This window comes from Streptomyces araujoniae (assembly GCF_050871195.1).
GTDB lineage: Bacteria > Actinomycetota > Actinomycetes > Streptomycetales > Streptomycetaceae > Streptomyces > Streptomyces bacillaris.
The window spans coordinates 3,765,330-3,790,949 of the sequence record NZ_CP194070.1 but is presented as its reverse complement, the minus strand read 5'-3'; the positions used below and the strand labels follow the sequence as shown (position 1 = coordinate 3,790,949).

Here is a 25,620-nt window from a genome sequence, read left to right as displayed (position 1 = left end):
TCCGGCTCGGTCTCCCCGGTCACTGTGGAATGTTTGTGATCTTCGCACGGTGGTTCTGAAGCTCTGGCCGGTTCTGTTCTCCCGCTGGCCGGTTCACGGTTCCCTGGTGGTTCGAGGGAGCCTGCGTTCCCCCGTGGTTCGGCGGTCCGGCCAGCAGGTGGCGTGGATCGGCCGCCCGCTGGATCGCCGTCTCCACCGCCGCGATCCGGTCCGCGAGCAGCCCGAGCGCCGCCACCGCCCGGGTCATCGGGTCGCCGTCCGGGCCGCCGAGCGCCTGCGTACGCACGTACGAAGAGGTGATGGCGGCCCACCGCCCGGCCTGCTCGGCGGTGAGCGTCCCCCGCAGCGCGGCCAGCTTCAGCAGGTTGGCCTCGGCGCCCGTGGTGAGCGTCTGGGCCTCCCCCGCGTAGTGGTCGTCGACGACGGCGGAGAGTTCGGCACCGTTCATGACGGGCACGATCCGCTCCGCGATCTTGTTCATGTTGCGGTACGACCCCTGGAGCCGGAACGGCGGCTCGGTGCGCGTCGCGTCCGTCTGCGCGGCCGAGGCGATGTACGCCGCGTTGACCGCGAGGACGGTGTCCCGGGCCGTGAGCAGATGCCGCAGCACGGCCAGTACGGCGTCCAGCTCCACGGCCGAGTAGGGGTGTTCCAGGTGCTCTGCGCGGGCCGAGGGGTCGCCGCCGCCCGCCAGCCGCACCAGCAGCGCCAGGTCGTCGCGCGAACGCCCGGCGAGCGGGGCGAGCACGGGGTTGGCGGTCAGCGCGTTCTCCACGAAGCTCAGCGCGAAGACGTCCTCGCGCCCGCTGAGCACCTCGCCCAGGTTCCACACGTCGGCCCGGTTGGCCAGCATGTCGGGGATGCGGAACTGCTCGCCCGACTCGGTGTACGGGTTGCCTGCCATGCAGACCGCGAACCGCTTGCCCCGCAGGTCGTAGCTGCGCGGCTCCCCGTCCCGTACGCCCTCGATCCGGCGCGTGGCGTCGCACAACGGGATGAACTTCTGGAGGAGTTCGGGCGAGGTGTGCTGGATGTCGTCCAGGTAGAGCAGCGTGTTGTTGCCCGCCTCCAGCGCGAAGTTGATCTTCTCGACCTCCTGCCGGGCGGTCGCGCTCGGCGCCCGGTCCGGGTCGAGCGAGGTCACGTCGTGGCCCAGGTTCGGCCCGCTGATCTTGACCAGGACCATCCCGAGCCGGTCCGCGACGTACTCCATCAGCGTCGTCTTGCCGTAGCCGGGCGGCGAGACGAGCAGCAGCAGGCCCTGCGAGTCGGTGCGCCGGTCGGCGTCGGCGGTGCCGAGCTGCTTGGCCAGGCTGTCCCCGATCAGCGGCAGATACACCTCGTCCAGCAGCCGGTTGCGGACGAACGCCGACATCACGCGCGGCCGGTGGTCGTCCAGCCGCAGCCGTCCGCGCTCGGCGTCCACCAGGGAGGTGCGCAGCCGCTGGTAGGCCCGGAACCCCGGCACGGCCCGCGTCCGGAACTCCCCTGTCCGCGCCAGCAGTTCATCGATCCGCACGGTCAGGCTCCCGCCGCCGATGCGCGGGTGGTCCCCGAGAAGGCCGTCCACGCGCTCGGTGAGCGGGGCGTCGCATCCGTACCGCTCCAGCTCCGGGCAGAGCTCCACCGCCACGGCCTCCGCGAGGTCGCCGTCCGCAGGGACCTCGCCGGAGGACCGCGCGTACGGGGTGAGCCACCCCTCCACGAGCTGCTTCCGGGCGGCCAGGTCGCCGCCGAGGGCGGCGAGGTCGTCCGCGTACGCGCCGGGCCCGGCGGCCCGGTGGAACCCCGCCAGGAAGGCACGGACCCCGGATCCCACGACGAACCCGCCGGGCCCGCCGGTCAACTCCTCGAAGAGGTAAGCGGATACGGCGGCGGCTCGCCCCTCAACGTCACCCCCAGGTCCACCGTCGAACGCGAACCCGCCGTCGCCCCCGAACCCGCCGATGGCGGAAGCCCACTCCTCCTGGAGCACCGCGATGGCCGGGGCTGGCCCGAAGGTGTCGCGGGCGCGGGCCAGGGAGACGGCACGCCGGGTCCAGGAGACACGCTGCGCCTCCTCGGTGCCGTACGCCCAGAAGAGCTGGGCGGCCGCCCGGACGGCGGGCTCGTGGCGCAGCAGCCCCGCGCCCGTGTGCAGTCGCAGCAGGGCGCGCAGGACGGCGGTGGCGTCCTCGTCGTGGACGCCCCGGGTGTACCCCTCGTCGTATGCCTCGGCCGCCGAATCCCTGACGAGCGCGGCCAGTTCATCGGCGCTCAGCGCGCCGAGCCGGTCGGCGCCGTGCTCCTCCAGCAGCCGGGCCGCCAGGTACTCGCCCCGGTAGACGGCGGCCGACTCGGAGGGCAGCAGCTGCTCCCAGTACGGGCGGGTCGCCTCGAACGCCGGGTCGGTGACCGGGGCCCGGTAGTCGGTCCCGGTCAGCGCGAAGGCGAGCCGGTCCCCGGAGGGCACCAGCGTGAGGTCGAACGGCTGGGTGTTCACCGCGAACCGGTGCCGCCCCAGCCTGATCACCGAACCGCCGTCCGCGTACAGCTCGCTGCGGTCCCGGAGGGCGCGCCCGGCCTCCTGGCGGGCCGCCTTCAGCCGCCCGTCCAGCTCCTCCGCCCGTACGGGGTCGCCCAGTTCACGCAGTTCGTCAGCCGTGCGGCGGACCTTGGCGACCATCGGGTCGGAGGCGAAGTACGTGTGGACGGCGTCCGGATCGTCCAGCCCGGCCACCCGCCGGCCGATGGTCTCCAGGACCCGCTGCGCCGACCCGGCCAGCCGCTCGGCCCGCCGCGCCCGCTCGTCCTGGAGCGTCTGCCTACGGGCCGAGAACGCCTCGTACACCTCGCCCCGGCGCTCGGCCAGCTCCGCCAGGAAGTCGTCGAACTCCGCGAACCGCGACTCCAGGTTCTCCAACTGGAGCAGGAGTCGAGCGAGTTGGTCGTCACAGTGCTCCGGGGTGTCGGCGGCGGCCAGCGCGCCCGTCACGGCCTGGCCGAGCAGCGCGAACTCGGCGGCGAACTCGGCCCGCCCCTCCTTCGACAGCAGCTCCCGCCGCCGCGCGTCCAGCGTGGCGCGGGCCCGGTTGGCGCCGCCCAGCACCTCCGCGATCCGCTCCAGGATCGACGTGCGGACGGTCGCGTCACCGATCTCCAGCCCGGCCACCACGTCCGTGACGGTGGCGAGCCCGTCCGTCATCGCCGCGAGCCGGTCGGAGACGGCCGAGGCGTCCCGTACGGTCGCCAGCGCGCCCGCGTCCTCGACGAGCCCGGCGATCTCCGCGTGGTACCCGTCGAAGGCGTCCTCGCGGGCGAGGAAGGAGACGGCCCGCTGGGCCGCCGAGGCGATGTCGTCCTCGGTCCGGGCCGACAGCTCCGCGATCCGCTCGACATCGGCGTACCGCATCTCCCCGACGGTCGCCAAGTGGCCGTGCGCCTGCCGGAGTTCGGTCAGCCGCTCCACCCACGCGGCGGCCGACCCCGGCGCCTCCCCGCGTACCCGCCGCACCAGCGCGGTGATGCGCGTGGCGGTCTCCTCCAGCGCGTCGGCGGCCCGCCGCGTCAGCTCCTGTACGGCGGTGAACTCGGCCAGCACCTGCTGGGCCGTGGCCCGCAGCTCCGCCAACGGCTCACCCAGGGAGCCCAGTTCGGGGTCGGAGAGCCAGTGGTAGCGGTCCTGGGCGCGGGCGCAGTCGGTGGCGAGCTGCCCGTACACGGCGGTCGTCGGCGTCATGTCCCGCACCCCGTGCGCGAGCGCCAGACAGTCGGAGATACCGCGGACGAGGTCGGCGTTGCCCGTCCGCGCGAGCGGCCCGGTCCCGGCCGGGCGGGCGGCGGCGTAGGTGTCGGAGACGAACGGCGTCTGCCACCGCTGCAAGGGGTGGACGCGTGCCGGAACGTCCGGGCCGTCGGGGTTGTCGCGGAGCAGGATCAGCGTTCCGTCGTCCAGCAGGGCGTGGCCGCGTCCGGTGAGCGGGGTGGCGACCTCCTGGCGGATCAGGTTGTAGGGGAGGAGCAGGCTCCGTACGCCGTCGCGGGAGCGGAAGACGTACAGCACGTCCTCGCCGTTGGGCGAGCGCACCGCGCCCTCGAAGACCGGCTCGTTCAGCTCCTCGGCGGTGTCGAAGGTCTTCGCGGTGCCGGTGGTGAGGTAGTAGCCGCCGGGGAAGATGATCCCCTGGTCCTCGGGGAGCCGGTGGCAGGCGGGCCCGATCGCGTCGAGCCGCCGGACGCTCCCGAGGAGGGAGTTGAAGACGAGATGCCGCCAGCTCTCCTCCTTGTACGGCCGCACGCGCAGCAGCGTCAGGGGTCCGACCTCGGCGTACTCCACGTCCGCGTCCGCCAGCGACTGCAACGGCTCGTCGACGGGCTCCTCGTAGATCCCGTCCGGCGACTCGGTGTCATCGGTGACCTTCACGGTGAGCGTCCCGCCGAGCGTGTCGACGAAGAGCCCGCCGCCCTTGCCGACGGCGATGTGCGGGTGGCGGCCGGTGCGGTGGTCCTCGCGCCCGGCGGCGGTCCAGTCGAAGTCGTGGGAGGCCGGGAAGACGTGGTCGCGCTCGCCCTGCGCGTCCAGGAACGCGCCCGGCGTCCCGTCCGCCCCGAGCGCCCAGCGCAGCACGCGGATGTCCTCGGCGTCCTTGCCCGTACGGAAGACGGCGAGCAGCTTGCCGTTGACGCGGCGCAGCCGGAGGAGCCGGGCGTCGCGGAAGTAGCGGTGGAGCGAGGAGAACTCGCGCCGGAAGGCCTCGTCGTCGAGGAGGGTGGGGAGGGATGTGGGCGTGCCGCCGTGGGGGATTGCGCCGGGGGAGTCGGGTGTGCCGCTGTCGGGGCGGGTGGCCGGGGACGCGGGTGTGGCGCCGTCGGGGCGGGTTGCCGGGGACGCGGGTGTGGCGCCGTCGGGGCGGGGCCCCCGGGACTCGGGCGCGTCCTCGTCCGCCCCGGTGTCCTCGGCACCGGCGTCCCGTACGAGGAGTACGTCGTCGACCCCGGCCTCGCCTCGGGCCCCCGGTCCCCGCTCGAACCCGAAGAGCAACTGTCCGCCGAGGCCGACGAGGTCGCGCGGGACGGCGGGGTGCCCGGTGCGGACCTGCTCGGTGGCGAGGAGCCGCAGCCCGGTGGAGCCGAACTCCTCGGTCCGCCGCGCGTTCAGCGCCTCGGCCCGCCGGATCAGCTCGCCGGCCTGGGCGGAGAGCCGCCGCCGCAGCACCTCGTAGGCACCGGCATCCACGTCGGCCGACCCGCCCTGCGGCGGGGTGGCGGTGGTGGTGATGTCGCTGTCCATGCGTACGGCTCCCTACGTGTCTTCGTCATGTCCCGGGCCCGGCTCCGGCCGGGTCCGCACCCGTCCGGCCCGCCCGCGCCTATCCGGCCGGGTCCGGCTGGGTCCGGCTGGGTCCGCACCCGTCCGGCCCGCCCTCGCCTATCCGGCCGGTCCGGACCTATCCGGCCCGCCCGTAGCCATCCAGCTTGCCCGCGCCTATCCGGCCGGTCCGCGCCTATCCAGCCCGTCCGGCGTTTGAGGACGGAACCCTGGCCCTGGGGGGCCTGTCCCGGCCGGGTGGGGTGCCCACCCCCGTGGGGCACCCCACTTGCGCGGTTCGGGTCCCTCCGGCCGAGGGTTCCGCCCTCAAACGCCGGGCGGGCTGGAATCGGCGGCCGGTGCCTCCGGCCGAGGGTTCCGCCCTCAAGCGCCGGGCGGGCTGGGGGTGTCGGCCTGTCCCGGCCGATGAGGTGCCCACCCCCGTGGGGCACCCCGGTCGCCCGGTCCCGGTCCCTCCGGCCGAGGGTTCCGCCCCCGAGCGCCGGGCGGGCTGGAGTTGGCGGCCGGTCCCACAGGCCCGGGGTTCCGCCCTCAAGCGCCGGGCGGGCTGGGGGTGTCGGCCGGTCCCGGCTGGTGGGGTGCCCACCCCCGTGGGGCACCCCACTTGCGCGGTTCGGGTCCGTCCGGCCGAGGGTTCCGCCCCCGAGTGCCGGGCGGGCTGGGGCTGGCGGGCTACCCCACGGCCCCGGCACCGGCCCCGTTCCGCGCTGCCACGTCCCTCGCGGGGGCGCCGACGCCCGCCGAGGACACCGGCAGGTCCGCCAGGCCCAGTTCCTTCGCCGCCGCCAGCAGCTGCTCGACCTGGGCCGAGGCCGCACCCGACGAGCCCATCAGCCGCATCAGCAGCGCCGACACCGTCAGGTTCTGCACATCACCGGTGGAGACCGATCCCAGCACCCGGCTCAGGTCGTCCGTGAACGAGGACGAACCGTCCAGCCACGGCCCCGCCAGCGCCTGCGCGGTCTGCGAGTTGTCCACGAAACCGTCCACCGCCTTGCCGAGGGAGACCGACGAGACGAGCCGGTCGAAGAAGACGGACTCCCCGCCGACGATGTCGATGTCGGCGTTCTCCAGACCCGTCGCCAGCACCGTCGCCTGCGCCTCGGCGACCTGCCGCTGCACTTCGAGACCGGCCAGCCGGATCTCCTTCTCCGCGTCGAGCCGCAGACGGTACTCCTCGTGCGTACGGGAGGCCTCGTCCAGGGCCGCCATCGCGGCCGCCTTCTCCGTGAGCCCCGCGGCCTCCGCCTTCAGCTTCTCGCCGATGACCGCCGCGTCCGCCGTGGCCTGGGCCTGGGTGCCCTCGGCCGTGGCCAGCGCCTTGAGCCGCGCGCCCTCCGCCTCGGCCTTGAGCCGGGCCGCCGTGGCCTCGGCCTCCGCGAGACCGGCCTTCTCGATGACCTCCGCCTCCGCATCGCGGACCTGCACCGCCGCGAGCCCCGGCGCGGCCGACTCGGCCTGCACACCCTCGGCCAGCCGCAGCTTGGCCTGCGCGTCCAGGTCGGCCGTCTTGAGCCGGGCCTCCGCGAGCGTGAGCTGCTCGGCCGCCAGGTGCGTGGAGGCCGCCTCCGCCGCCTCGGCCGCCTTGATGTCCTTGACCAGCTTCTCCTGGGCCTCCGCCTCGGCCGCGATGATGACCGACTTGCGGGCCCGCTCCGCGTCCTCGACGGCGCGCAGGGTCAGGATCGACTCCTCCTGCTCGGCCACCGTACGGTCCACCGCGATCCGCTCCCGGATGACGTCCGCGACCTCGCGGCGCTCGGCCTCGACCTCCTTGGTGGCGGCGATGCGGTTCAGCTCGGTCTCGCGCTCGCGCCCGATGACCTCCAGCATCCGGTCCTTCTCGATGCGCTCGCTCTCGACGGCGATGACCCGCTCGCGGTTCTTCTGCGCGACCGCGATCTCCCGCGCCTGGTTCTCGCGCTGGATGCCGAGTTGCTCCTCGGTCTTGATGAACGCGGTCTGCGCGCCGAGCCGCTCCTCCTCCTGCACCCGGGCGGTGGCCGCCTCCTCGCGGGCGCGCAGCGTCTCGACCTCGCGGCGCTGCTTGATCTCGGCCTCGGCCTGCCGGCGCTCCAGCTCCAGGATGGTCTCGCGGGCGTCGACGTCCTGCCGGGTGATCTCCTTCTGCTCGGTGCGCTGGAACTCGTTGGTGCGCACGTGCTCGATCGCCGTCAGTTCGGTGATCTTCCGGATGCCCTGGGCGTCCAGGATGTTGGAGCCGTCGAGCTGGGACATCGGGGTCTGCTCGAGGAAGTCGATCGCGGCGTCGTCGAGGTGGTAGCCGTTCAGATCGGTCCCGATGACCTGGATGATCCGGTCCCGGAACTCCTCGCGCTTGGTGTACAGGTCGACGAAGTCGAGCTGCTTGCCGACGGTCTTGAGGGCCTCGGAGAACTTCGCGGCGAAGAACTCCTGGATGGCGGCCCGGTCGCTGGCCCGCTCGGTGCCGATCGACTGGGCGACCTTGATGACGTCCTCGACGGTCTTGTTGACCCGGACGAAGAAGGTGATCTGGATGTCGGCGCGGATGTTGTCCTGGCAGATCAGCCCCTCGCGCCCGGCACGGTGGATCTCGATCTTCTTCACCGAGATGTCCATCGTCTCGGCCTTGTGGAGCACGGGCAGGACGACGGCACCGGTGAAGGTCACGTCGACCTTCTTGGTCTTGGAGATGATCAGCGCCTTGCCCTGCTCGACCTTGCGGAACAGCCGGGTGATGACGAAGGCGATGGTGATGACGATGAGCAGGACAACGGCGATGAGTACGCCGACGCCCAAGGAGATGGCATCCATAAGAGTCCTTGGCGGCTGGAAGATACGGAAAGAAGTCGGGCGAAGCGAAGAGAAGCGAAGAGAAGAGAAGGGGAAGGTGGGCAGAGGCCGCGGCGGCCACCGGCATGGGCATCGGGCTTAGGCCCGGCCGCGCACCGTCCGGGCGGCACCGGCCTGGGCACGTACCGTCCGGGCGGCACCAGCCCGGGCACGTACCGTCCGGGCGGCACCGACCCGGGCACGTACCGCCGGAGGTGCACAGGCACTCACCCGCGCAGGCGCACACCGTCCGGTCGGGCCGCACCGCACCGCGGCCGGGCGCCGGCACCGGACGACCGGCAGGTTCAGCCGTTCCCGGCTTCCGGCAGCCCCAGCAGCCCGCCCGGTTTCTCCTTCGGGCCCGGGGCGAGAGCCGCGTCGTACGGCGACACCCAGAAGAACTCGCCCTCTTCGTCGAACGCGTAGAGGAGTCCCGTGCTGCCCCGGACGAGGATCTCCTCGGCGTGCGGCGCGGCGGGCCGCGGCCCTCGGGGGGCCTGGCGGACCTGGACGACGGCCGTCGAACCGTCGGCCGCGGCGACCTCGGCCTGGCCGAAGACGGCGGTGACGGAGCCGGTGCGGATGGTGCACACGCGCCCGACGAAGTCCATCCGCGATGGCGGAGGTTCCGCCGGGAAGTACCGGCGGAAGAGGTGTGCGAGAAGGCGTACGGCGCCCCAGGCGAGGAGGAGCGAGCCGAGGAGTACGGCGACGGCGAGCGCCGTGCGGGCGGTCCCCGCGACGCCGGTCCGGTGCAGCAGGACCGTACCGCTCAGGCTGCCGAACCAGCCGACGAGGACGAGCAGCGACACGGAGACGGTGACGGGCACGCCGCCGAAGCCGGCCGATCCCGAATCCGGTCCGGTCCCGGAGCCGATGTCCGAGTCGAAGGCGTCCTGGTCGGCGGCGCCGACGAGCACCAGGAGCCAGAAGCCGACGACGACCACGAGGGCCGCGCCGAAGATGACGGCGGGGAAGCCGAGTGCCGCGTCCAGGAACTCGCCCACAGGTCCCACCCCCCTCTGCTGTTCCGTGCGCCGGCCCGATGCCGGGGCGCGGTGTTCGTCCTGCGGTACGGGGGAGTGGCGACCGGGTCGCCGGGCTGCTGCCCGTGGTCGTCCGGCCCGGTCGCCCCGGGGGCATACGGACCGGGGCGTGCGGATCGGTGGTGGTGGCGGGGCCCGGCGCCGGTGCGCTGCGAACGGCGCCGCAGCGCCGGGCCGTTCCCCTCAGGTGCCGCCGTCGAATCCCGAATCCCCCGTGGATCCCCCGTGGATTGTCCGGCGGGCCGCCTGTTCTCCCCCGTTCCCCCGTTGCCCCGTTCCTTCGTCCCCCGGTTTCCCCCGATTTCCCCCGTGCCCCCTCGGTCTCCCGTGGGGTTCCCCCGTGTGTTGCTGACCTGATCCTGTCATCTGGACCCCACCCGCCGCATTGCCGGATTCCGGCAATCTTTACGCTTTCCTAATGCCGGGCACCGGCACCGCCCGGTGTGCGTTGGGGAAATGACAGGACTGTTGCAAGGCTGAAGGAGTGTGCGTGGCCGAGCCAAGGATTCCCGGCGAAATGCTGGGAAATTATGCCCACATTCTGGCTGAAGTTGCCACAACGGGACGGCGTCTGACGCGTAACGAACTGGAGATGCGGCGGGCGTTGGGCCGCGAGGCGGCCGACGCGGGCCACCAGTTGCGTGCGTTGGTGGCGATGCATCTGGCCCAGACGCGCGAGGCCTGGCCGCGCGCGGCTGCCGGAAACAGCCCTGCCACGGTGGACGCGGTGCTGGCCGCCGTGGAGCAGGCGGTCGACGCGTTCGCGGAAGGCTTCGAGCGCGCGCAGCGGCTGACGGTCCGGCGGGAGGAGGCGGCGCGCCGCGAGTTCATCGACGACCTCCTCTACGGGCGGAGCGACCTGGTGCGGCTGGCGGAGCGGGCCACCCGCTTCGGCCTGCGGCTCTCCCGGGCGCACGCGGTGGCGGTGGCGTCGGGCCCGGAGGCGTACACGGAGACGGACGCGGTGCCGCGGAGCGTGGAGGCGGCGCTGCTCACCCGGTTCAGCGGGCGCAAGATCCTGCTGACGACGAAGGACGGGCGGATCGTCTGCATCGCGCCCGGCAGCCAGCCCGACGTCCTGCGCTACTTCGCCAAGCAGTCGCACGCGGCGACGGACGGCGGACAGGTCGCGGTCGGCCGCCCGCACAAGGGCCCGGGCGGAGTGGTCCACAGTTACGACGAGGCGCTCGAAGCCCTCGACCTCGCCGAGCGGATGGGGATGGAGGACCCGGTGCTGTACGCCTCGGACCTGCTGGTCTACCCGGTGCTGACCCGGGACCGGCAGGCGATGGCGGATCTCGTCCGCAGCGAGCTGGGCCCGCTCCAGAAGGCGCGGGGCGGGGCGGAGCCGCTGCTGAAGACGCTCGCCGTCTACTTCGACGCGGGGTGTGTGGCGGCCGAGACGGCCCGCCGCCTGGCGCTGAGCGTACGGGCGTTGACGTACCGCCTGGAACGCATCCACCAGCTCACCGGCTCCGACCCGGCGGACCCGATGCACCGCTACAGCCTGCAGACGGCCGTCATCGGCGCCCGTCTGCTGGACTGGCCGGCCAAGGAGCTGTGAAGCGCCCCGACCGGCCCGTACCGCACGTGTCCCGCAGGCCGAAACGGTCTGCGGAACGGTCTACAGGTCGAACTCGTGCGGCGGCAGGTCGAGGGCGAAGCACGCCTCGCGCACGACGGCCTGCTCCGTCTTGTCGAAGTCGCCGTCGGCGCCGCCGATGATGATGCCGATCTGGATGACGGCACGCGCCTCGGCGGGCTTCTTCTTCGCCTTGGCGATCTCCTGGAGCACGCTGACCTTGCCGAAGTCGAAGTCGGCGGTGAGCTTGTTCAGGTAGTCGTTGAAGCGCCGCTGAAGGTCGTCCGCGGGGAAGTTCTTCAGGACGTCGTTGTTGGCGATGAGCGCGGCCACGCGCTGGCGCTCCGACGGGTCGATCTGGCCGTCGGCCGCGGCGACCAGAGCGCACATGGCCATGCTCGCGTCGCGGAACGCCCCCGACTTCAGGTCGTTCTTCTTCGCCTCCAGCTGCGTCTGCATAGACGAAGCCGATTCCTTGATCCGATCCCACAGGGCCATGACATCTCCATACGTTGCGGTGCAATGCCGGAACAAAAGAAACTCTACAGACGTGTAGAAACTAGCAGGACCGGTGGTCCCCCGCCCCGGGTTCACGCCTGCTGCCCCGGCCGGCCCGTGCGCACCGTCCCCGCCCCGGGACAGCGCAACGGCCGCCCCGGACCGCCGTGTTGACGGCGGCCGGACCGGCCGTTGCGGAACCGCTCAGGTACGTCGGTCAGTCGCCGCGGGTCTCACCCGCGGGTTCCGGGGTGAGGTCGTCGTGGGAGGCGGTGGCCCGGCGCTCGGGAGCGGACTTCGGCGGCGCCTCCGCCACCGCGCCCCCGGACCTCGCACCCCGCAGGGCCTGGATCTTCGCGGCGGCGGGCTCGGTCCAACGGGCGGTGAGCGGACCGACGATGACGAGGATGAGGACGTACGCGGTGGCCAGCGGCCCGATCCGGGGCTCGGTTGCCACGGCCAGACCGGCGATGACGATGGAGAACTCCCCGCGCGCCACGAGCGTTCCGCCCGCCCGCCAGCGCCCGCGCGACCCGACTCCGGCGCGGCGGGCCGCGTACCAGCCGGTGAGGATCTTGGTGAGCACGGTGACGACGGCGAGGACGGCGGCGGGCAGCAGGACCGGCGGGATGTCGGCCGGGTCGGTGGAGAGCCCGAAGAAGACGAAGAACACGGCGGCGAACAGGTCGCGCAGCGGGGTGAGGAGCTTGCGGGCGCCCTCCGCGACCTCGCCGGAGAGCGCGATGCCGACGAGGAACGCGCCGACGGCGGCGGACACCTGGAGCTGCTGGGCGATCCCGGCGACGAGCACGGTGAGACCGAGGACGACCAGGAGCAGCATCTCCGGGTTGTCGGAGGAGACCGCGCGGCTGATCAGGCGTCCGTGGCGCAGGGCCAGATAGAGCACGAAGCCGACGGTGCCGAGGGCGATCACGAGCGCGAGGCTGCCGCCGGCCAGGCTGACCCCGGCGAGCATGGCGGTCAGCAGCGGCAGGTAGACCGCCATCGCCAGGTCCTCCATGACGAGGACGCCGAGGATCACGGGGGTCTCGCGGTTGCCGAGCCGCCCGAGGTCGGTCATCACCTTCGCGATGACGCCGGAGGACGAGATCCAGGTGACCCCGGCGAGCGCGACGGCCCCGACCGGCCCCCAGCCGAGGACGAGCGCGGCGACGGCGCCGGGAGTCGCGTTCAGCACGAAGTCGACGGCCCCGGACGGATACTGCGTCTTGAGGCTGGTCACCAGCTCGGAGGCGCTGTACTCCAGGCCGAGCAGGAGGAGCAGCAGGATGACGCCGATCTCGGCGCCCACCATGGTGAACTCCTCGCTGGCGTCCAGCGGGATGAGCCCGCCGTGGCCGAAGGCGAGCCCCGCGAGCAGATAGAGCGGGATCGGCGAGAGCCCTATCCGCCCTGCGACCCGCCCGATGAGCCCGAGCCCCAGGATGACGGCGCCCAGCTCCACCAGCAGTGCGGTCGTGTCATGCACGGTCAGCCCTCCGCAATGATCTCGGAGAGCGCGTCGACGCCCTCACGCGTACCGACGGCGACGAGCGTGTCCCCGATGGCGAGCCGGAAGTCCGGCTCCGGCGACGGGTGCGCGCTGTGCGTACGGAGCACCGCCACGATGGACGCCCCGGTCCGCGTCCGCGCCCGCGTCTCCCCCAGCAGCCGCCCGCCGTAAGGGGATCGCGACCCCAGCGGGATGTGTTCGGTGACCAGGTCGATGCCTTCGGTCCGTACGGCGTCGATGGGCGCCGGGTCGATGAGGTGCGCCAGCGCGGTGGCCTCGGTGGTGGTCAGCGGCACGGAGAGCCGGCACGAATCAGGGTCGTCCTGATCGTAGAACCCGATGAACCGCCGGCCGTCGTGGTGGACGACGACGGAGATGTGCTGCCCCGTCTCGGTGGTGAAATCGTACTGAGCGCCGACTCCGGGCAGCGACGTGCGACGGGTCCCCATGACTACCTCCCGAGACGTGCGTCGGTGTCTCGGCGCACCTGGTGAACTCTCTTTCCGGCCATGACCCTATCGGGCGGCTTCACGGGGCCGGCGGGCCTACCGGCGAGGTACTGCCGCAGGGCCGCGGACAGGTGCCGGCGCAGGTCCCCTCGCCACGGATCATGAGGCCATGTGTCCGCTTGTGCGTAGGTGAGCACTGAATCTGCTCAAGTCCGGGTCCTTCGCCGACTCCCCGTGCCAGGCTGCGTGGCCAAACCGGCGTTTCTCACCGTAGTCATCTTCGAGGTGTTGTTCGGACGACCGTGGGAGAGGCAACTTGACAGCGACCGTGGCCGCCATGGTGGTGGCAATTCTGCTGAGTGAGCTGGCATTCGACACACGCGACATCGCTTACTGGCGCCGGTGGCTCGGTCGGTTCGGCTACCGATGGCGCCGCGCGCTCCTGATGCTGGTTCCCGCCGTGCTCGCCCTGGGCGTGCAACAGGCGGCACCCGACACGACCAGCATCGCCGCGCAGTTGATGGTCGGTGCCGCGGCCGGGGTGACGGCTGCCGCGGTCCTGCGTGCGGACACCCGGGGGCACACGAGGATCCGCAGCGGAGGGTCCGACCACGAGCAGATGCAGGTCGCGTCGGCGCTCTCCTGGATGTACCGGCAGGTGTGCCGGCGCTATGACGCGCGGGCGCGGGCGGGCATCGACCGGTTCCTGCGGTCGCTGCGGAACGGGACGCCGGGTGATCCGCAGCGGCTTCTGCAGACGGCCGAGGAGATCGAGGGCGTCATCAGCCAGGAGCTCACGTCCGTCCAGAAGACCGGCCCGCGCAAGGAACTTCAGAAGCGCCTGGACACCCTGCGGGAACAGATGGACCTCGTGGTCGACCCTCTCGCGGAGCCGCGCGACAGGCGGCGGGCCTCCCACCAGCTCTCCGAGTCGATCGCCGAGGAGATGTCCACCCGCCGATGGAACCGTCCGCCCGCACACCATCAACGCTAGGAGCGCCGGTGACCGATACCACTCCCCAGCAGAATGCCTTCTCCTCCCACTGCGCCACGATCGTCAGAATCCTCAGGCAGCAGGGCGACCGCGGAGCCCTGAGCCCGGCCGAAGAGCTGGACCTGGAGACGGCGGTCTCCCACGTCACCTCCTCGCTGCCACGCATGATCAGCGCGCGGGTCCGGGAAGCGGGGCTTGAGCCGCAGGACGTCGCCCAGCAAGCGCTGGAGCGCTTCATCCCCGCGGCGAGCACCGGCCGGGTGGATCCGGAGGGGGCACCGGCCGGCTATCTCATGACCATCGCCATGAACGTCGTACGGGACGCCCTGCGGCGTGGGCCCGACCCCATCCCCCTGGACAGCCGTGCTCCGGCGTTCGACGCCGAGGTCAACCCTGTCACCAAGCTCCTCGACGAGCTGGCGTCGGCCGACTCCGTGCGGAGCGCGCTCACGCTCGCCCATGCCCAGGGGGACCAGATGGTCCTCGACGTGATCGCCGCGTGGCTCGACCTCGCGCACCGCAACGGCATGGAGCCCACGAGCCGGGCTGTCGCCCAGGAGGTCGGCATCAGCAAGACCACCGTGGCCAACGCCCTTCTCCGGTTCAGGCGGTATCTCGGTGAACAACATTGAGATTCACCCTCCCGCGGTGGCCAAGCGGTCGCCCGTGTACGTACGAGTAGTGGAAACCGATCCAGGTAAGCCAACCCGAACGATGGTGGGGGTAGAGAGGTGCCCGATGGAGCGGTCAGACAGCATGCCTAACAATGTCGGCCAGACGGACGAGCCACTGATCAGGCCGGAGATCGATGAACTGGCCCAGGCCGTACCGGCACGGCTCGCCGATTTCATGGCGAGCCTGGTGTATCTCGCGCCGTCCGGCCAGGAGCACGCCCTGCAGGCGCTGGGGCCCGGGTCGAGACTCGTTCTGGAAGCGCTGCGCCTGGTGGATGTCGGCGCCCCTCCGCAGCTGACCGAACGCGGTCGGCTGGCGGCGGAACGGCTGGCGGACGCGCAGGCGCAGGCGTCGGGCCCGGTCGTGGGCAGCCACCGGTCCGGCACACGGCTGCGGCGGATCGCCCGCGTCCTGCCCGTTCACGAGCGGGATGTCGTAGCCGCGTCCACCGCGACCGAGGAGCAGAGCGATGAGTTCATCGTGACGTACGAACTGTCGCCGGAGCCGGGCAGCCGGCCCGACGGCGGGGGCGGGGCGAAGATCGAGGTGGCACGGAACGACCAGGACTTCTGGATCTGGCAGCGCGGAGGACCCGACACCGTCGTCGTCCTGGAGTCCATGGAGCCCCTGCCGGTGAGCGGCGAACCGGTGGTCGTCGCCAACCCGGACGGCCAGCCGCCGTCCGTCCTGCTCCGGCGCCTCTTCGGTCTCAGTGAGGAGAGCGATGGCTGACGACACGACGGCGGTCTCCGCCGACCGGCGGCATCGGGAACTCGCGCTGAAGTTGCAGTGCGCGCTGCTGTCGCTGGACCAGTGCGTCCGAAAGGCCCCCGAGGTGCAGAAGGGCGCGACGGACGAGGACGTCCGGAGTGCTGCGGCCCCCTACGCGAAAAGACTGGCCGCTGATATCAAGAATGTCTGGAGCGCGCGCCAGGCCCTGCGGGAGAAGGGGACCGCAGGCCTGCTCGGAGTTCCCCCGTGGCTCGGGCCGCGGCCCGCGGCGGCGACGTCCGGTGACAGCGCCACGGGGGCGCCCGCCGGACTGCGCCTGCTCCAGGAACGCCTGTCCTCCGAGGACCGCGTCTGGGCCCAGGTCCGCACATGCCTCTCCGCCGAACCCGCGGGGACGTTCCTCCTCACCAGGCTGACGAGTGACTGGGCGGGCGCCACGGAGCCGGCGCGGACCACCGAGGCCTCCGGCCACCCGGCCGGGCAGCCGGAGGAGGGGGGTGAACAGGGGAGCGCCACCGGAGGCCGCCCCACCCGTATCGAGATGCTGTTCCCCGTCATCCACATGGCGAGCGGCAACAGCTTCCTGGTCGAGATGACGCTGCACGCCGCCGAGCAGCCGGAGGAGCCGTCCGGCACCGAGGGCCAGGCTCTGACACCGAAGTTCAAGTCAGGCCTCGCCGCCGGGCGCCAGGCCGGCCTGAAGCTGGCGGCACGGCTCGGTGTGTCGGCGGAAGACCGGCACCTATGGGAGACGGGCAGCTACACCTTCCGCGGCATACCGACGAGTTACCGGCTCGACGACACGTCCGCCAGCGTCGGTACCGCGGTGGCGGTGGTCCGGCACCTGCTCGACCTGCCCGACCCGGACGTACTCGTCTCGGGTGAGGTCAGCGGTGACGGCACGGTGATGTCGCTCCCGTCGCCGGCCGACTTCACCGCGAAGAGCCGGGCGGCCGGCGACCACGGCCTCGGCCTGCTCCGCATGGTTCCGCAGTGGCCACTGTCCGAGGTGTGTGAGCAACTGTGGCCGAAGTCCTGGGCGTTCGCGGTGGAGCGGACAGCACGCAGCGGCCTGCTCGCCCTCTCCCACGAGGCACGCGCGGTGGGAAAGGTCAGCACCGGCGTCACCGCCACCGGCCAGTCGTTCTCCCTGGTCAGGCTCAAGATGGTGGACGAGATCCTGCAGCGGATGAATGCCGGCGCTTCGGCGGTCGTCGTCGGCGGTCCACGTGCCTCGGCCCGGACGACCTCGGTGCGGCAGGCGGCGCTGGAGTGGGCGGGTGCGAACGGCGCGGCCGTGGTGCAGTTACGTCTGAAGGACGGCGCTCTGCCGGACCGGGCCGATCTCACGCACGCCATCGAGCTGGCCCGGCGCGCCACTCAGACGTCCATGGGCAGTCCGGCCGTGGTGGTACTGGAGGATCTGCTCCCCTACGACGACGCGACCGATCTCGACACCGTGCTGCCCCAGGCCGCCGAGGCGACCGGGACCAGGATCATCGCCGTCTGCCTCTACACCGGAGGGACGCGGTGGGCGACCGACAGTGTCGCCACCGTGCCGAGCATCCCCCGGGCCGGTGAGGTGAGCGACTTCTCCAAGAGGTTCGTGCAGCTCAACGGCATCGAACTGGACGACGCACAGCTCGCCGTGGCGCGGCATGCCGCGAACGAGGACTTCTGGTGGCTCGTGCACCTCCTCATGGACAAGGCTCCGGTGCCGGACGGTGCCGGAGCGCGGGACACCCTCGCTCTCGCGTCGACGGCGACGGACATCCGCCCGTGGGCGGAGGCGGAGGACGAGCCCCTTCTCCATCGGACCGGGCGGCGGTCGGTCGCGGAACTCGATCCGTCCGCCGCCATCCGGGCCGCCTACGTCCGCCGGGCGCGCGGTCAGGTCAGTCCGGAGCAGCTCGACCTGATCAAGGCCGTCGCCGCCAGCAGCCTGCTCCGGGTCGGTGTGCCGGAGTCCCTGATCAAGGATCTGCCTGCCTCGGCCCTCCACCGGGCCGGGGCGCAGCGCGACCGGTCCGGACGGTGGTACATCGAGCGCAGCGCGACCTGCCGGGCCCTGCTCGCCTCCAGCGAGGCCATCGCGGACTCCACGGGACGGGAGTGGATGCGCACCGCCGACGCGCAGTACATGGCGTTGGCGGCGGTGCTGCGGCCGTATCTGCGCGAATACGACCGGAAGGCGGTGGGCTTCGTGACCACGCTCCTGGTCGCGGCCAAGACGGTCGAGGCCGGTCTCCACCGGCGCCTGCTGGAACTGGTCTCTCCGATGCTGACCGGCCACATCCACGTGGACGCTCCACCCGTCCTGGTCGCCCACGCTCTGCTGGCCGGCGGAGACACCTTCGGGGCGGAGCAGCGGCAGAAGCTCTTCGAGACCCTCATACGCAGCATCTTCGTGACGGGCTGGGGCGGGATGACCGCACGTCAGGCGACCACCTGCCTGCGGGCCATCCGGTCGAACGAGGACCACGCCGTCGGGCAGATCGTGCCGCTCCACGGCGAGGTGATCGAACGCATCGGCCGGGACATGAAGCCGGTCCTGTCGCGCAGCGACCCCGCGCAGGGGATGCTGTTCGTCCACGAACTCGGCCGCCGGTTCGACCGCAGGACGGCGGACGAGGTGGTGCCGCTCGCCGTCCAGGCCACCAGCGGATGCGACCCCGCTCTCGTGGAGCACTACGGGGCCGCGATGGGCCTGCTCGACGCGGCGGACAGGTACGGCGGCGACCGCCGGTCCACGATCCGGGAGAAGTTCGCCCGATCGCCCGGTGTGCGGCGGCTGGTCGAGGCCGAGCACAGGAACGACGCCGGACTCATCCTCGCCCGGGTCGCCCTGGAGCGAGCGCTCACCACACAGGGTGACGCGGATGCCGGCGGGCTCAGGAAGCTGTGCGCGGCGCTGTCCGCCGCTCTGCCCGCCTCCACGCCGTACAGCGTGACGCAGGGACTGCTGCTCATCGAGCGGGTCGATCTCGGGTGGGGACGCAGGATCCTGCGCCAGTCGAAGTTCACCTCCTGGTTCAGGACAGTCGTACTGGAGAGCGTCACATCCGATGTGACGCCGTGGCAGCTGGCCCAGCTCATCCGCACCCTGGGCAAGATCGAGGCCGGTTCCCTGATGAGTGCGCTCTACTCCCCCGACCGGAGCAGGGCGGAGCATGCCGTGATCGACGCGATCGTCAGCTGTGTCCTGGACATGGGAGACCTCAAAGGGGTCGGGCAGGTCATGGCCGCCGTCACCGCGTTCGACATCCAATGGGGGCCGGGGGGCTCCGACAACGCGGCCTCCCTGCTCTGTGCGCGGTTCGAGCAGTTCGTCGACGACGCCCTGGACACCGAGCGACGGGGGAGCGTCGTCCTCGCCGTCGTGAACGCGCTCGTGGAGGCCAACGTCTCGACCGCGACACTGAGCGCGCTCCTCGGGCGCTGTGCCGACGTCGTGGAGATGGAGGCGAAGGAGAGCGACAAGGAGTACGCACCGCGGCTGGGGCTTCTGATCGGCCAACTGGACTCCGTGGGAAACGAGTTCCTCTCCATGATCGATTCCCGGCTGGACGACGACCTGCTGTTGAAGCGGATGACGAGAGCTCGGTCCGTCGAATCGAGTGCGGCGTACATGGACCTCGCCCGTGCGTTGCGCCGGACGCAGGACATGGACTTCCTCGCGCAGTTCCTGGAGGACGAATGGCTCACGTACTCCCTGAAGGCGCTCGGCGACGGGAGCGTACTCACCACCCTCAAGGCACTCCGCGCCTACAGCCTCCTTCTGCGCGACGCCTGTGTGACCCTCCAGGAGGAGGGGCTGCTCAGGAGCGTCAGCGACGATCCGAAGGTGTGGGCCAAGCGGTTGAAGAAGCTCTTCCACCCGTCGCAGCTCAGTGAGGCACTCCATCTCCTGCACGGGCTCGCGCCGGCCATGAGCCGCCTCGTCCTGCGCGAACTCGACGTGCTGTACCGGCCGGGAGGGAGCGTCGGCGCCGCTCTTCCGGCCCTTCCCCCCGCTCCGCCGGTCGCGGCCCCCGCGGGGAAGCCGATCCCGGCCCCTGTCAGGATCGCTCTGATCGAGCAACGCAAGAAGGAGCAGCGCGATGTGACGGACCGGCAGCTGCCCGGCATGCTGCGCCACGCCCAGCGGCAGTTCATCAAGCCGGTCCAGGCCATCGAGCTCATCAACGCGACGCGGACCATCGACGAGGAGGCGGGGCGCAGTATCGGCGCTGCGCTGTCCGCCAGCGGCAACTGGGAGAGGAAGGCCCGTGCTCTGCTCGATACGGATGCTCCGGTGCACCTGGGGAACCTGCTGCGGATGATGGCGGAAGCGGACCTGGCCCTTCCGCCGCGCGTCCTGGACGCGCTCGCCCGCGCCTGGCACCCCTGGGCGTACACCCACCGGTCTCCGGCCGTTGCCGCGAGCATCATCTGCGGCTTCGCCGCATCAGGGGAGCAGGGCGTGGAGATCGCGCAGAACTGGGCGAGGGCTCTGAACATCGAAGCCTTCGCGCGCAGGCTGGAACGAGGTCTGCCCCACGACATCGAATCCGCCCCCCGCCTCGTCCAGGCCCTCGACCTCTGGGGGCCGGAGGGGAGCGCGGAGCGGATCGCCCATGCGCTTCCCGAGGACGCGGTGGTGCGGATCGGCACGGATGCCGCCGTGGACCTCCTGCTCACCCTGGAAGAGACCTTCCCCGATGCGGCGTTGCTCCACCTCGAAGCGGCGCAGCAGGTCATCGCGGAGAGATCGCGGCTGCGCTACGTGCCCAACCCGGAGGAGCACTGGCGTGACCTGGGCTGGCTGATCCGGATCGCCCGCCCGGAGCCGGACACCTGGGCCGACGCGGCGGAACCGATCTTCGAGCAGGTCGTCGGGCAGTGCCGCCGGCCCGAGGTCGTGGCATGGGTCGGGAGCTGTCTGGGGCGGCTCCCGGACGACGAGAGCTGGACTCTGGACGGTGAGAGGACGGCGGCCTGGGCGGAGTGCGCCCGGTTGCTGGCCCACTCCGAGCTCTCACCGGGGGCGTCACCTCACCACGAGCGGTACGTCGAGCTCCTGGGGCGAGCCTCGACACGCTGGCAGATCCAACTGCTGCACAGGGCCGAGGAGGACGCGGAGTTGCGCGGGAGGCTGACCGATGATGACCTCGACCGCCTCGACGCGGAGGGGGAGGATCTGATCGCGATCGGCCGGCCCGTGGGCGCGATCCTCGGGCGCGCGGTGGACGACGTACGGGCCGTCTCCGTGTTGTCGTGAGGAGACGTCGGCGTACGGCTACTCGCTCCGCACCGGCCCCGGCGGCCAGCCGACGACGTCCTCCGCGTGGACGTTGCGCAGGGACGTTCCCTCGAAGCGGGCGCCGGTGATGTCCGTCGGGCCCAGGCGCGGGATGCCGGTGTTGACCGTGCTGAGGCGGGCGCCGGTGAGGTCGGTGTCGCGGAGGTCGGCGTCGCGGAGGTTGCAGCCGGCGAGGACCGCGCCGCGGAGGGAGGCGCCGCGGAGGTCGGCGCCGGTGAAGTCGCAGAACTTGAACCAACAGCCTTCCAGGGTCGCGTAGCGAAGGTCCGCGCCCGCGAAGGAGCAGCGGGCGAAGCGGAGTTGGCTGGTGCGCGTGGATGCGAGGTTCTGGTGGGTGAAGTCCTCGCCGCTAACGGCCGCATAGCGGTGGAGCTCGGATAGGCGTTGGCGGGCGGTCAGTGGCGTGGTCATGGGGATCAGCGTCTCAGCCGTGCTGGTGGGCGCCATCGAGATTGCGACAACTTGACAGTTCAACAGCTGTGGCGGTGTCGAGTGATCACGTGCCTCGGTAGGGGGACTTGAGGACGTCTCGGGTTGATTTGGGTACGGGCGCCCGCGCGCCTGTTGTACCGTGATCGCGTCATCACCCTCTGTGCGTGCGTTTGTGCGCGCACACATGGGGCGGCCCCCGGTGGTGTTCACAGCACCTAGCCGAGGGCCTTCACCCAGGAGTGGAAGCACGAGGTCCACCAGGATGCTTCGGCATGCTATCGCGCCTGTTCGGCGCTACACGAAGGTCTCGCACGACGTCATGCGCCATCCGCGTCTCGGCAGCGACGCGAAGGTCATGATCGCCTACGTCCAGGGGCTGCCCGATGAACGGGCCGGAAAAGCCCTGTCCGACCTCGCCCGCGAGGTCGGTATCGCCGGGCGCAGGTTTCAGATCGCGAAAGGCCAGTTGGTCGTCAACGGATTCGTGCACGAGTGGCGGGTCGTGGGGGAGCGGGGGCGGTGGGCCACCCGACAGCTGTTCTCCAATGTCGCGCTGAGCGATGACGAGGCCCGTGTCGTGTGGCGGGAGGCCGGTGCGGGGACGGAGCCGTCTCCGAGTGAGCGGTTTCCGACCGTCGGCCGGCCGGGCCCCCGGAGCGTCGGTCATCAACTACCGGTGGAGGAAGAACGGGTGGAGAACTCTTCCCGCCCACCCACCGGAGCCGGTGCCGGGGTTCCCGCGGGGGAGCGTGGGCCGGATGAGCCGAGGGGCGAAGAGGCCGTGGTCGAGCGGGTGTTGTTGTCCCTGCGCGACGTACGCGCGGATCTCCGTCTGGGCGTCGTCGAGGCGCGGGCCCTGGTGGCCCAGGCCGTCGAGTGGCTGCGGCGCGGGGTGTCGGGTGCCGAGCTCCGGCGGGTGCTGAGCAGTGATCTGCCGCCGGGGAGGGTGCGGTCGGCCGTGGGGTTCCTGCGGCATCGGCTGGAGCACAAGATGCCCGAACCGCCCCGGCGCCGGGAGGAGAGGGCGGAGGCGGTGGCCGCCCCTGCGGAGTCCTCGTCCGCCGCCGCGGATTCCGCCGCGGTCGCGGACAGGCGCGCGGTCGCGGACACGGACGCGGACGGGCCTGCGGACGCGGGGCCCGCAACCCCCTGTGTCCCGCCGCCCCTGGTCACCTGTGAGGGGCCCGGCACCGAGCATGTCTTCCGGTCCTGGGGCGGGGAGGAGCTGTGCCCCGACTGTCAGCAGGCCGCCGCCTGGGCGCGGTGGGCCGAGAGGCGCGCCGCCGACCTGGGCGTCGACCTCGCGGAGGAGGCCGCCGCCGCCGTGGAGGCCGGGCGCGATCCGAACGGCTGGCGGGGGCGCCTCGCCGCCGCGGCCGCCGCGCACGGGGTGTCCGGGAGCGCCGACGAACGGTAGTTGGCCGGTTTCCGCAGTTCGGCGGGGCCGTGGACACGGCGGTGCCCGGCGACCGTGGCGTACGCGTACGGGAGGTGCCGTACGCGCGCCCGGTCACCGGGCACGGAGCGAGGGAGCCGAGGCGGTGGGCCTCAGCCCGTGATCTCGATCCTGTCCTTGTCCTTGTCGGACGCGGCGGTGGTGCTCTTCTCCGGCGCACCACCGGCGGTCTCGCCCGTGGTGCGGTTCTTCAGGTTCTCCAGCAGCGCGGCCACGTCCACGCCCGTCGTGGAGCTGAGCAGCTCCATGCCCTGGGCGACGTTGTCGGTGACCGTACGGGCCAGCTGGCTGGCGCCGTCCGTGGAGACGACCGTCAGCTTGTCGATCGCGCTCAGCGGCTCGGAGGCCTTCGCGACGACCTGCGGGAGGACCTCGACCAGCATCTGGAGGACGGCCGCGTCGCCGTACTGCGCGAACGCGTCGGCCTTCTTCTGCATGGCCTCGGCCTCCGCCGAACCCTTCGCGGCGATCGACGCGGCCTCGGCCTCACCCTCGATGCGCACCGCGTCGGCCAGCGCCGAGCGGTGGAGCTTCTCACCCTCACCGGTCAGGCGCGAGCGCTCCGCGTCCGCCTCGGCCTCCTTGACCAGGGCGATACGGCGGGCCTCCGCCTCCTGCTCGGCCTGGTAGCGGGCGGCGTCGGCGGGCTTGCGGACCTTGGTGTCCAGCTCGCGGTCGGTCAGCGCGGCCTGGCGCTCGGCCACCTTCTCCTGCTCCTGGAGCACTTCCTGCTGGCGGGCGGCCTCGGCGAGCGGACCGGCGGCGTTGGCCTTGGCGGCGGCCGCCTCGGTCTCGGCCTTGATCTCGGCCTGCTTCAGGTAGTACGTCCGCTCCGCGATGGCGATCTCCTCGGCCGCCTTCAGCCGGGCCTGCTCCGAGGCGCGCTTGGCGATCGCCTCGGCGATGTCCGCCTCCTGCTTGGCGCGGGCGGCCTCCGGGCGGCCGAGGTCCTCCAGGTAGGAGCCCTCGGTGGTGATGTCCTGGATCTGGAAGGCGTCCAGGATCAGGCCCTGGCCGGAGAGGCTGGTCTCGGCCTCCTCCGCGACCTGCCCGGCGAACGCGGCCCGGTCCCGGATGATGTCCTCGACCGACATCCGGCCGACGATCGCGCGGAGCGCACCGGAGAGCACTTCCTGGGTGAAGCCGACGATGCCGTCCTGCTGCTGGAGGAAGCGCTGCGCGGCGGCCCGGATGGCGTCCTCGCTGCCGCCGACCTTGACGATCGCGACGCCTTCGAGGTTCGACTTCACCCCGCGCAGGGTGACCGCGCCGCGCACGGCGATCGGAATGTGCCGGCTGGAGAGGTCCAGGGTGAACTTCTGCTGGACGAACGGCACGACGAAGACACCGCCACCGACGACGACCTTCTGGCCGCTGTTGTCGATGCTGGTGAGGCCGGTGACCGGGTCGACCGACTTCTTGCCGCGGCGCCCGGTGATGATGAACGCCTCGCTGGGCCCGGCGACCTTGTACCGCGTGATGACGACCAGGCCGAGCAGGACGAGCAGGACGACGATGCCGATGACGGCGATGGCTACTGGACTCATGAGAAAGGTCCCCCCTGCCTCCCGGATGGGGGACGGCAGATTGTTTGTGGTGCCAGGTGCTGTGTGGGTGGGGTGGGGTGTTCGGTTCGTTGAATTGAAGGGGTGCGGTGGGCGGGTGGCCTCAGCGGTCCACCGGGCGGACCGCCACCGACGTCGTCGACAGCTCCGCCTCCACCCAGACCTCGGTGCCCCGGACGACGGGCTCCGGGGATTTCGCCGCGTACTTGACGGGCTGGCCCGCCAGCCGCAGCATCACCTCGCCGTAGCCGCCGGCCGGGATGGCCGTCACGACCGTCCCGGACGTGCCGACGAGGTCGCCGCCGCGCGGGGTGGACGAGGTCTGGTCCCGCATCAGGGCCTTGCTGAGTTTCCACGTCAGCCAGCCCGCGACGACCCCGGCCCCGACGCCGACGACGGTGGCCACGACCGGCCCGGCGCCCGTGGTGCCGAGCACGATCGCCCCGCCGAAACCGAGCATCGAGATGAACCCGGCGATCACCGGGAGCGAGAGCAGCCCGTCGAAGAGGCCGTCGAGCACCCCGTCCAGCAGCCCTTCGAGGACGCCGCCGAAGACCAGGGAAAGGGCCAGCAGGACGATCCCCGCGATGCCGAGACCGAGAAAGAAGGTCACCTGATCACTCCCCTGTTCTTCGACTTCCCCCGGGTATTTCCGTCGAACTGACTGGATGGTCCCATAGGGGTCCGGTTCGAAGCACTGCCGGAACCCGGCAATCTTTACGCCGTTTTGATGCCGGACAACTGATCAGCAAGGGTGGAAAGTGACTGGAAGGTCGCACCCAGCAACGCCACGTGCTTCCAGCGCAGGACGCCGTCGGGGCCGATGAGGAAGACCGCCCGCCGGACGCCGATGCCGGGGGCGGCGACCCCGTACGCCCTGGCGATCTCCCGGCCCTCGTCCGCCAGCAGCGGCATCCGGAGCCCGTACGTCCGTGCGAACGACTCATGGCTGTCCACACCCTGTGGACTGATGCCCCAGACCTCCGCGTCGAGCCCCTCGAAGGTCTCCATGCCCGAGGAGTACGAGCACAGCTGCTTCGTGCAGACCGTGGTGTTGTCCCCGGGGTAGAACGCCAGTACCAGGGCCCGGCCGCGGGCGGCGGAGAGCGTGTAGTCGGCGCGGTCGAAGGCGTCCCCGGACAGGACACCGCCGGGGAGGGTGAAGTCCGGTGCCGGGGTGCCGAGGGATGGTCCTGCCGCCATGACGACTCCTTCGTGTGCGTTCGCGGTGCGAACGGGGGTGGGGCGTTGCCC

16 protein-coding genes are annotated in these 25,620 nt (G+C 71.7%); 6 read left to right on the top strand and 10 right to left on the bottom strand.

The window, feature by feature from the left end; genetic code table 11:
- Window positions 1-19 precede the first annotated feature (19 nt).
- The 3 genes from ACQ9ZG_RS16045 to ACQ9ZG_RS16035 all read right to left on the bottom strand — a co-directional run bounded on the left by ACQ9ZG_RS16045 (window position 20) and on the right by ACQ9ZG_RS16035 (window position 9,129).
- Window positions 20-5,269 (bottom strand): DNA repair ATPase, encoded by a 5,250-nt coding sequence (locus ACQ9ZG_RS16045; protein ID WP_109915229.1) that lies wholly within the window; start codon window positions 5,267-5,269, stop codon window positions 20-22.
- A gap of 711 nt (window positions 5,270-5,980) precedes the next feature.
- Window positions 5,981-8,104, bottom strand: a complete 2,124-nt coding sequence (locus ACQ9ZG_RS16040) for a flotillin family protein (protein ID WP_136015581.1) — start codon at window positions 8,102-8,104, stop codon at window positions 5,981-5,983.
- Window positions 8,105-8,427: 323 nt separating this feature from the next.
- A complete protein-coding gene (locus ACQ9ZG_RS16035) occupies window positions 8,428-9,129 on the bottom strand; it encodes a hypothetical protein (RefSeq protein ID WP_109914740.1) in 702 nt (233 codons plus the stop codon).
- A 529-nt stretch (window positions 9,130-9,658) separates the two neighbouring features.
- Here ACQ9ZG_RS16035 and ACQ9ZG_RS16030 point away from each other — a divergent pair.
- Entirely contained in the window at window positions 9,659-10,732 is a 1,074-nt protein-coding gene (locus tag ACQ9ZG_RS16030; protein ID WP_026237829.1) for a PucR family transcriptional regulator, read from the top strand.
- Window positions 10,733-10,792: 60 nt separating this feature from the next.
- On the opposite strand, the gene ACQ9ZG_RS16025 is transcribed toward ACQ9ZG_RS16030, so the two are convergent.
- The 3 genes from ACQ9ZG_RS16025 to ACQ9ZG_RS16015 all read right to left on the bottom strand — a co-directional run bounded on the left by ACQ9ZG_RS16025 (window position 10,793) and on the right by ACQ9ZG_RS16015 (window position 13,210).
- Window positions 10,793-11,248: a tellurite resistance TerB family protein gene (locus tag ACQ9ZG_RS16025; protein WP_026237828.1), complete on the bottom strand. Its 456-nt coding sequence runs from the start codon at window positions 11,246-11,248 to the stop codon at window positions 10,793-10,795.
- Window positions 11,249-11,465: 217 nt separating this feature from the next.
- Window positions 11,466-12,737, bottom strand: coding sequence for a cation:proton antiporter (locus ACQ9ZG_RS16020; protein WP_084993931.1), 1,272 nt, complete (start codon window positions 12,735-12,737; stop codon window positions 11,466-11,468).
- A gap of 2 nt (window positions 12,738-12,739) precedes the next feature.
- Window positions 12,740-13,210, bottom strand: coding sequence for a cation:proton antiporter regulatory subunit (locus tag ACQ9ZG_RS16015; protein ID WP_018489719.1), 471 nt, complete (start codon window positions 13,208-13,210; stop codon window positions 12,740-12,742).
- Between the two features lie 316 nt (window positions 13,211-13,526).
- On the opposite strand from ACQ9ZG_RS16015, the gene ACQ9ZG_RS16010 reads away from it, so the two are divergent.
- The 4 genes from ACQ9ZG_RS16010 (at window position 13,527) to ACQ9ZG_RS15995 (ending at window position 20,871) form a co-directional block, all read left to right on the top strand.
- Window positions 13,527-14,204: a hypothetical protein gene (locus ACQ9ZG_RS16010; RefSeq protein ID WP_499280718.1), complete on the top strand. Its 678-nt coding sequence runs from the start codon at window positions 13,527-13,529 to the stop codon at window positions 14,202-14,204.
- 8 nt (window positions 14,205-14,212) lie between these two features.
- Window positions 14,213-14,836, top strand: a complete 624-nt coding sequence (locus ACQ9ZG_RS16005) for a sigma-70 RNA polymerase sigma factor region 4 domain-containing protein (protein WP_018489717.1) — start codon at window positions 14,213-14,215, stop codon at window positions 14,834-14,836.
- A gap of 124 nt (window positions 14,837-14,960) precedes the next feature.
- Window positions 14,961-15,611, top strand: a complete 651-nt coding sequence (locus tag ACQ9ZG_RS16000; RefSeq protein ID WP_109917127.1) for a hypothetical protein — start codon at window positions 14,961-14,963, stop codon at window positions 15,609-15,611.
- Complete coding sequence (locus tag ACQ9ZG_RS15995) at window positions 15,604-20,871, top strand: hypothetical protein (RefSeq protein ID WP_109917128.1); 5,268 nt, start codon at window positions 15,604-15,606, stop codon at window positions 20,869-20,871. Before ACQ9ZG_RS16000 ends, ACQ9ZG_RS15995 begins: the two co-directional genes overlap by 8 nt.
- A gap of 18 nt (window positions 20,872-20,889) precedes the next feature.
- Here the strand turns inward: ACQ9ZG_RS15995 and ACQ9ZG_RS15990 are convergent, their stop codons facing one another.
- Window positions 20,890-21,324 (bottom strand): pentapeptide repeat-containing protein, encoded by a 435-nt coding sequence (locus tag ACQ9ZG_RS15990; protein WP_018489714.1) that lies wholly within the window; start codon window positions 21,322-21,324, stop codon window positions 20,890-20,892.
- Window positions 21,325-21,607: 283 nt separating this feature from the next.
- On the opposite strand from ACQ9ZG_RS15990, the gene ACQ9ZG_RS15985 reads away from it, so the two are divergent.
- Complete coding sequence (locus ACQ9ZG_RS15985) at window positions 21,608-22,762, top strand: hypothetical protein (protein ID WP_499280716.1); 1,155 nt, start codon at window positions 21,608-21,610, stop codon at window positions 22,760-22,762.
- Between the two features lie 131 nt (window positions 22,763-22,893).
- Here the strand turns inward: ACQ9ZG_RS15985 and ACQ9ZG_RS15980 are convergent, their stop codons facing one another.
- The 3 genes from ACQ9ZG_RS15980 to ACQ9ZG_RS15970 form a co-directional block, all read right to left on the bottom strand.
- Window positions 22,894-24,348: a flotillin family protein gene (locus ACQ9ZG_RS15980; RefSeq protein WP_018489712.1), complete on the bottom strand. Its 1,455-nt coding sequence runs from the start codon at window positions 24,346-24,348 to the stop codon at window positions 22,894-22,896.
- 121 nt (window positions 24,349-24,469) lie between these two features.
- Window positions 24,470-24,979, bottom strand: a complete 510-nt coding sequence (locus ACQ9ZG_RS15975) for an NfeD C-terminal domain-containing protein (RefSeq protein WP_018489711.1) — start codon at window positions 24,977-24,979, stop codon at window positions 24,470-24,472.
- Between the two features lie 104 nt (window positions 24,980-25,083).
- The gene (locus tag ACQ9ZG_RS15970) at window positions 25,084-25,569 is read right to left on the bottom strand and encodes a peroxiredoxin (RefSeq protein WP_018489710.1); all 486 of its coding nucleotides are present in this window, start codon (window positions 25,567-25,569) and stop codon (window positions 25,084-25,086) included.
- Window positions 25,570-25,620: the final 51 nt, after the last annotated feature.

Excerpts from the sequence above, each read along its gene's own strand:
- ACQ9ZG_RS16045 (WP_109915229.1), bottom strand. The coding sequence starts at position 5,269 with ATGGACAGCGACATCACCACCACCGCCACCCCGCCGCAGGGCGGGTCG.
- ACQ9ZG_RS16040 (WP_136015581.1), bottom strand. The coding sequence starts at position 8,104 with ATGGATGCCATCTCCTTGGGCGTCGGCGTACTCATCGCCGTTGTCCTG.
- ACQ9ZG_RS16025 (WP_026237828.1), bottom strand. The coding sequence starts at position 11,248 with ATGGCCCTGTGGGATCGGATCAAGGAATCGGCTTCGTCTATGCAGACG.
- ACQ9ZG_RS16015 (WP_018489719.1), bottom strand. The coding sequence starts at position 13,210 with ATGGGGACCCGTCGCACGTCGCTGCCCGGAGTCGGCGCTCAGTACGAT.
- ACQ9ZG_RS16000 (WP_109917127.1), top strand. The coding sequence starts at position 14,961 with ATGCCTAACAATGTCGGCCAGACGGACGAGCCACTGATCAGGCCGGAG.
- ACQ9ZG_RS15995 (WP_109917128.1), top strand. The coding sequence starts at position 15,604 with ATGGCTGACGACACGACGGCGGTCTCCGCCGACCGGCGGCATCGGGAA.
- ACQ9ZG_RS15990 (WP_018489714.1), bottom strand. The coding sequence starts at position 21,324 with ATGACCACGCCACTGACCGCCCGCCAACGCCTATCCGAGCTCCACCGC.
- ACQ9ZG_RS15985 (WP_499280716.1), top strand. The coding sequence starts at position 21,608 with ATGCTTCGGCATGCTATCGCGCCTGTTCGGCGCTACACGAAGGTCTCG.
- ACQ9ZG_RS15980 (WP_018489712.1), bottom strand. The coding sequence starts at position 24,348 with ATGAGTCCAGTAGCCATCGCCGTCATCGGCATCGTCGTCCTGCTCGTC.
- ACQ9ZG_RS15970 (WP_018489710.1), bottom strand. The coding sequence starts at position 25,569 with ATGGCGGCAGGACCATCCCTCGGCACCCCGGCACCGGACTTCACCCTC.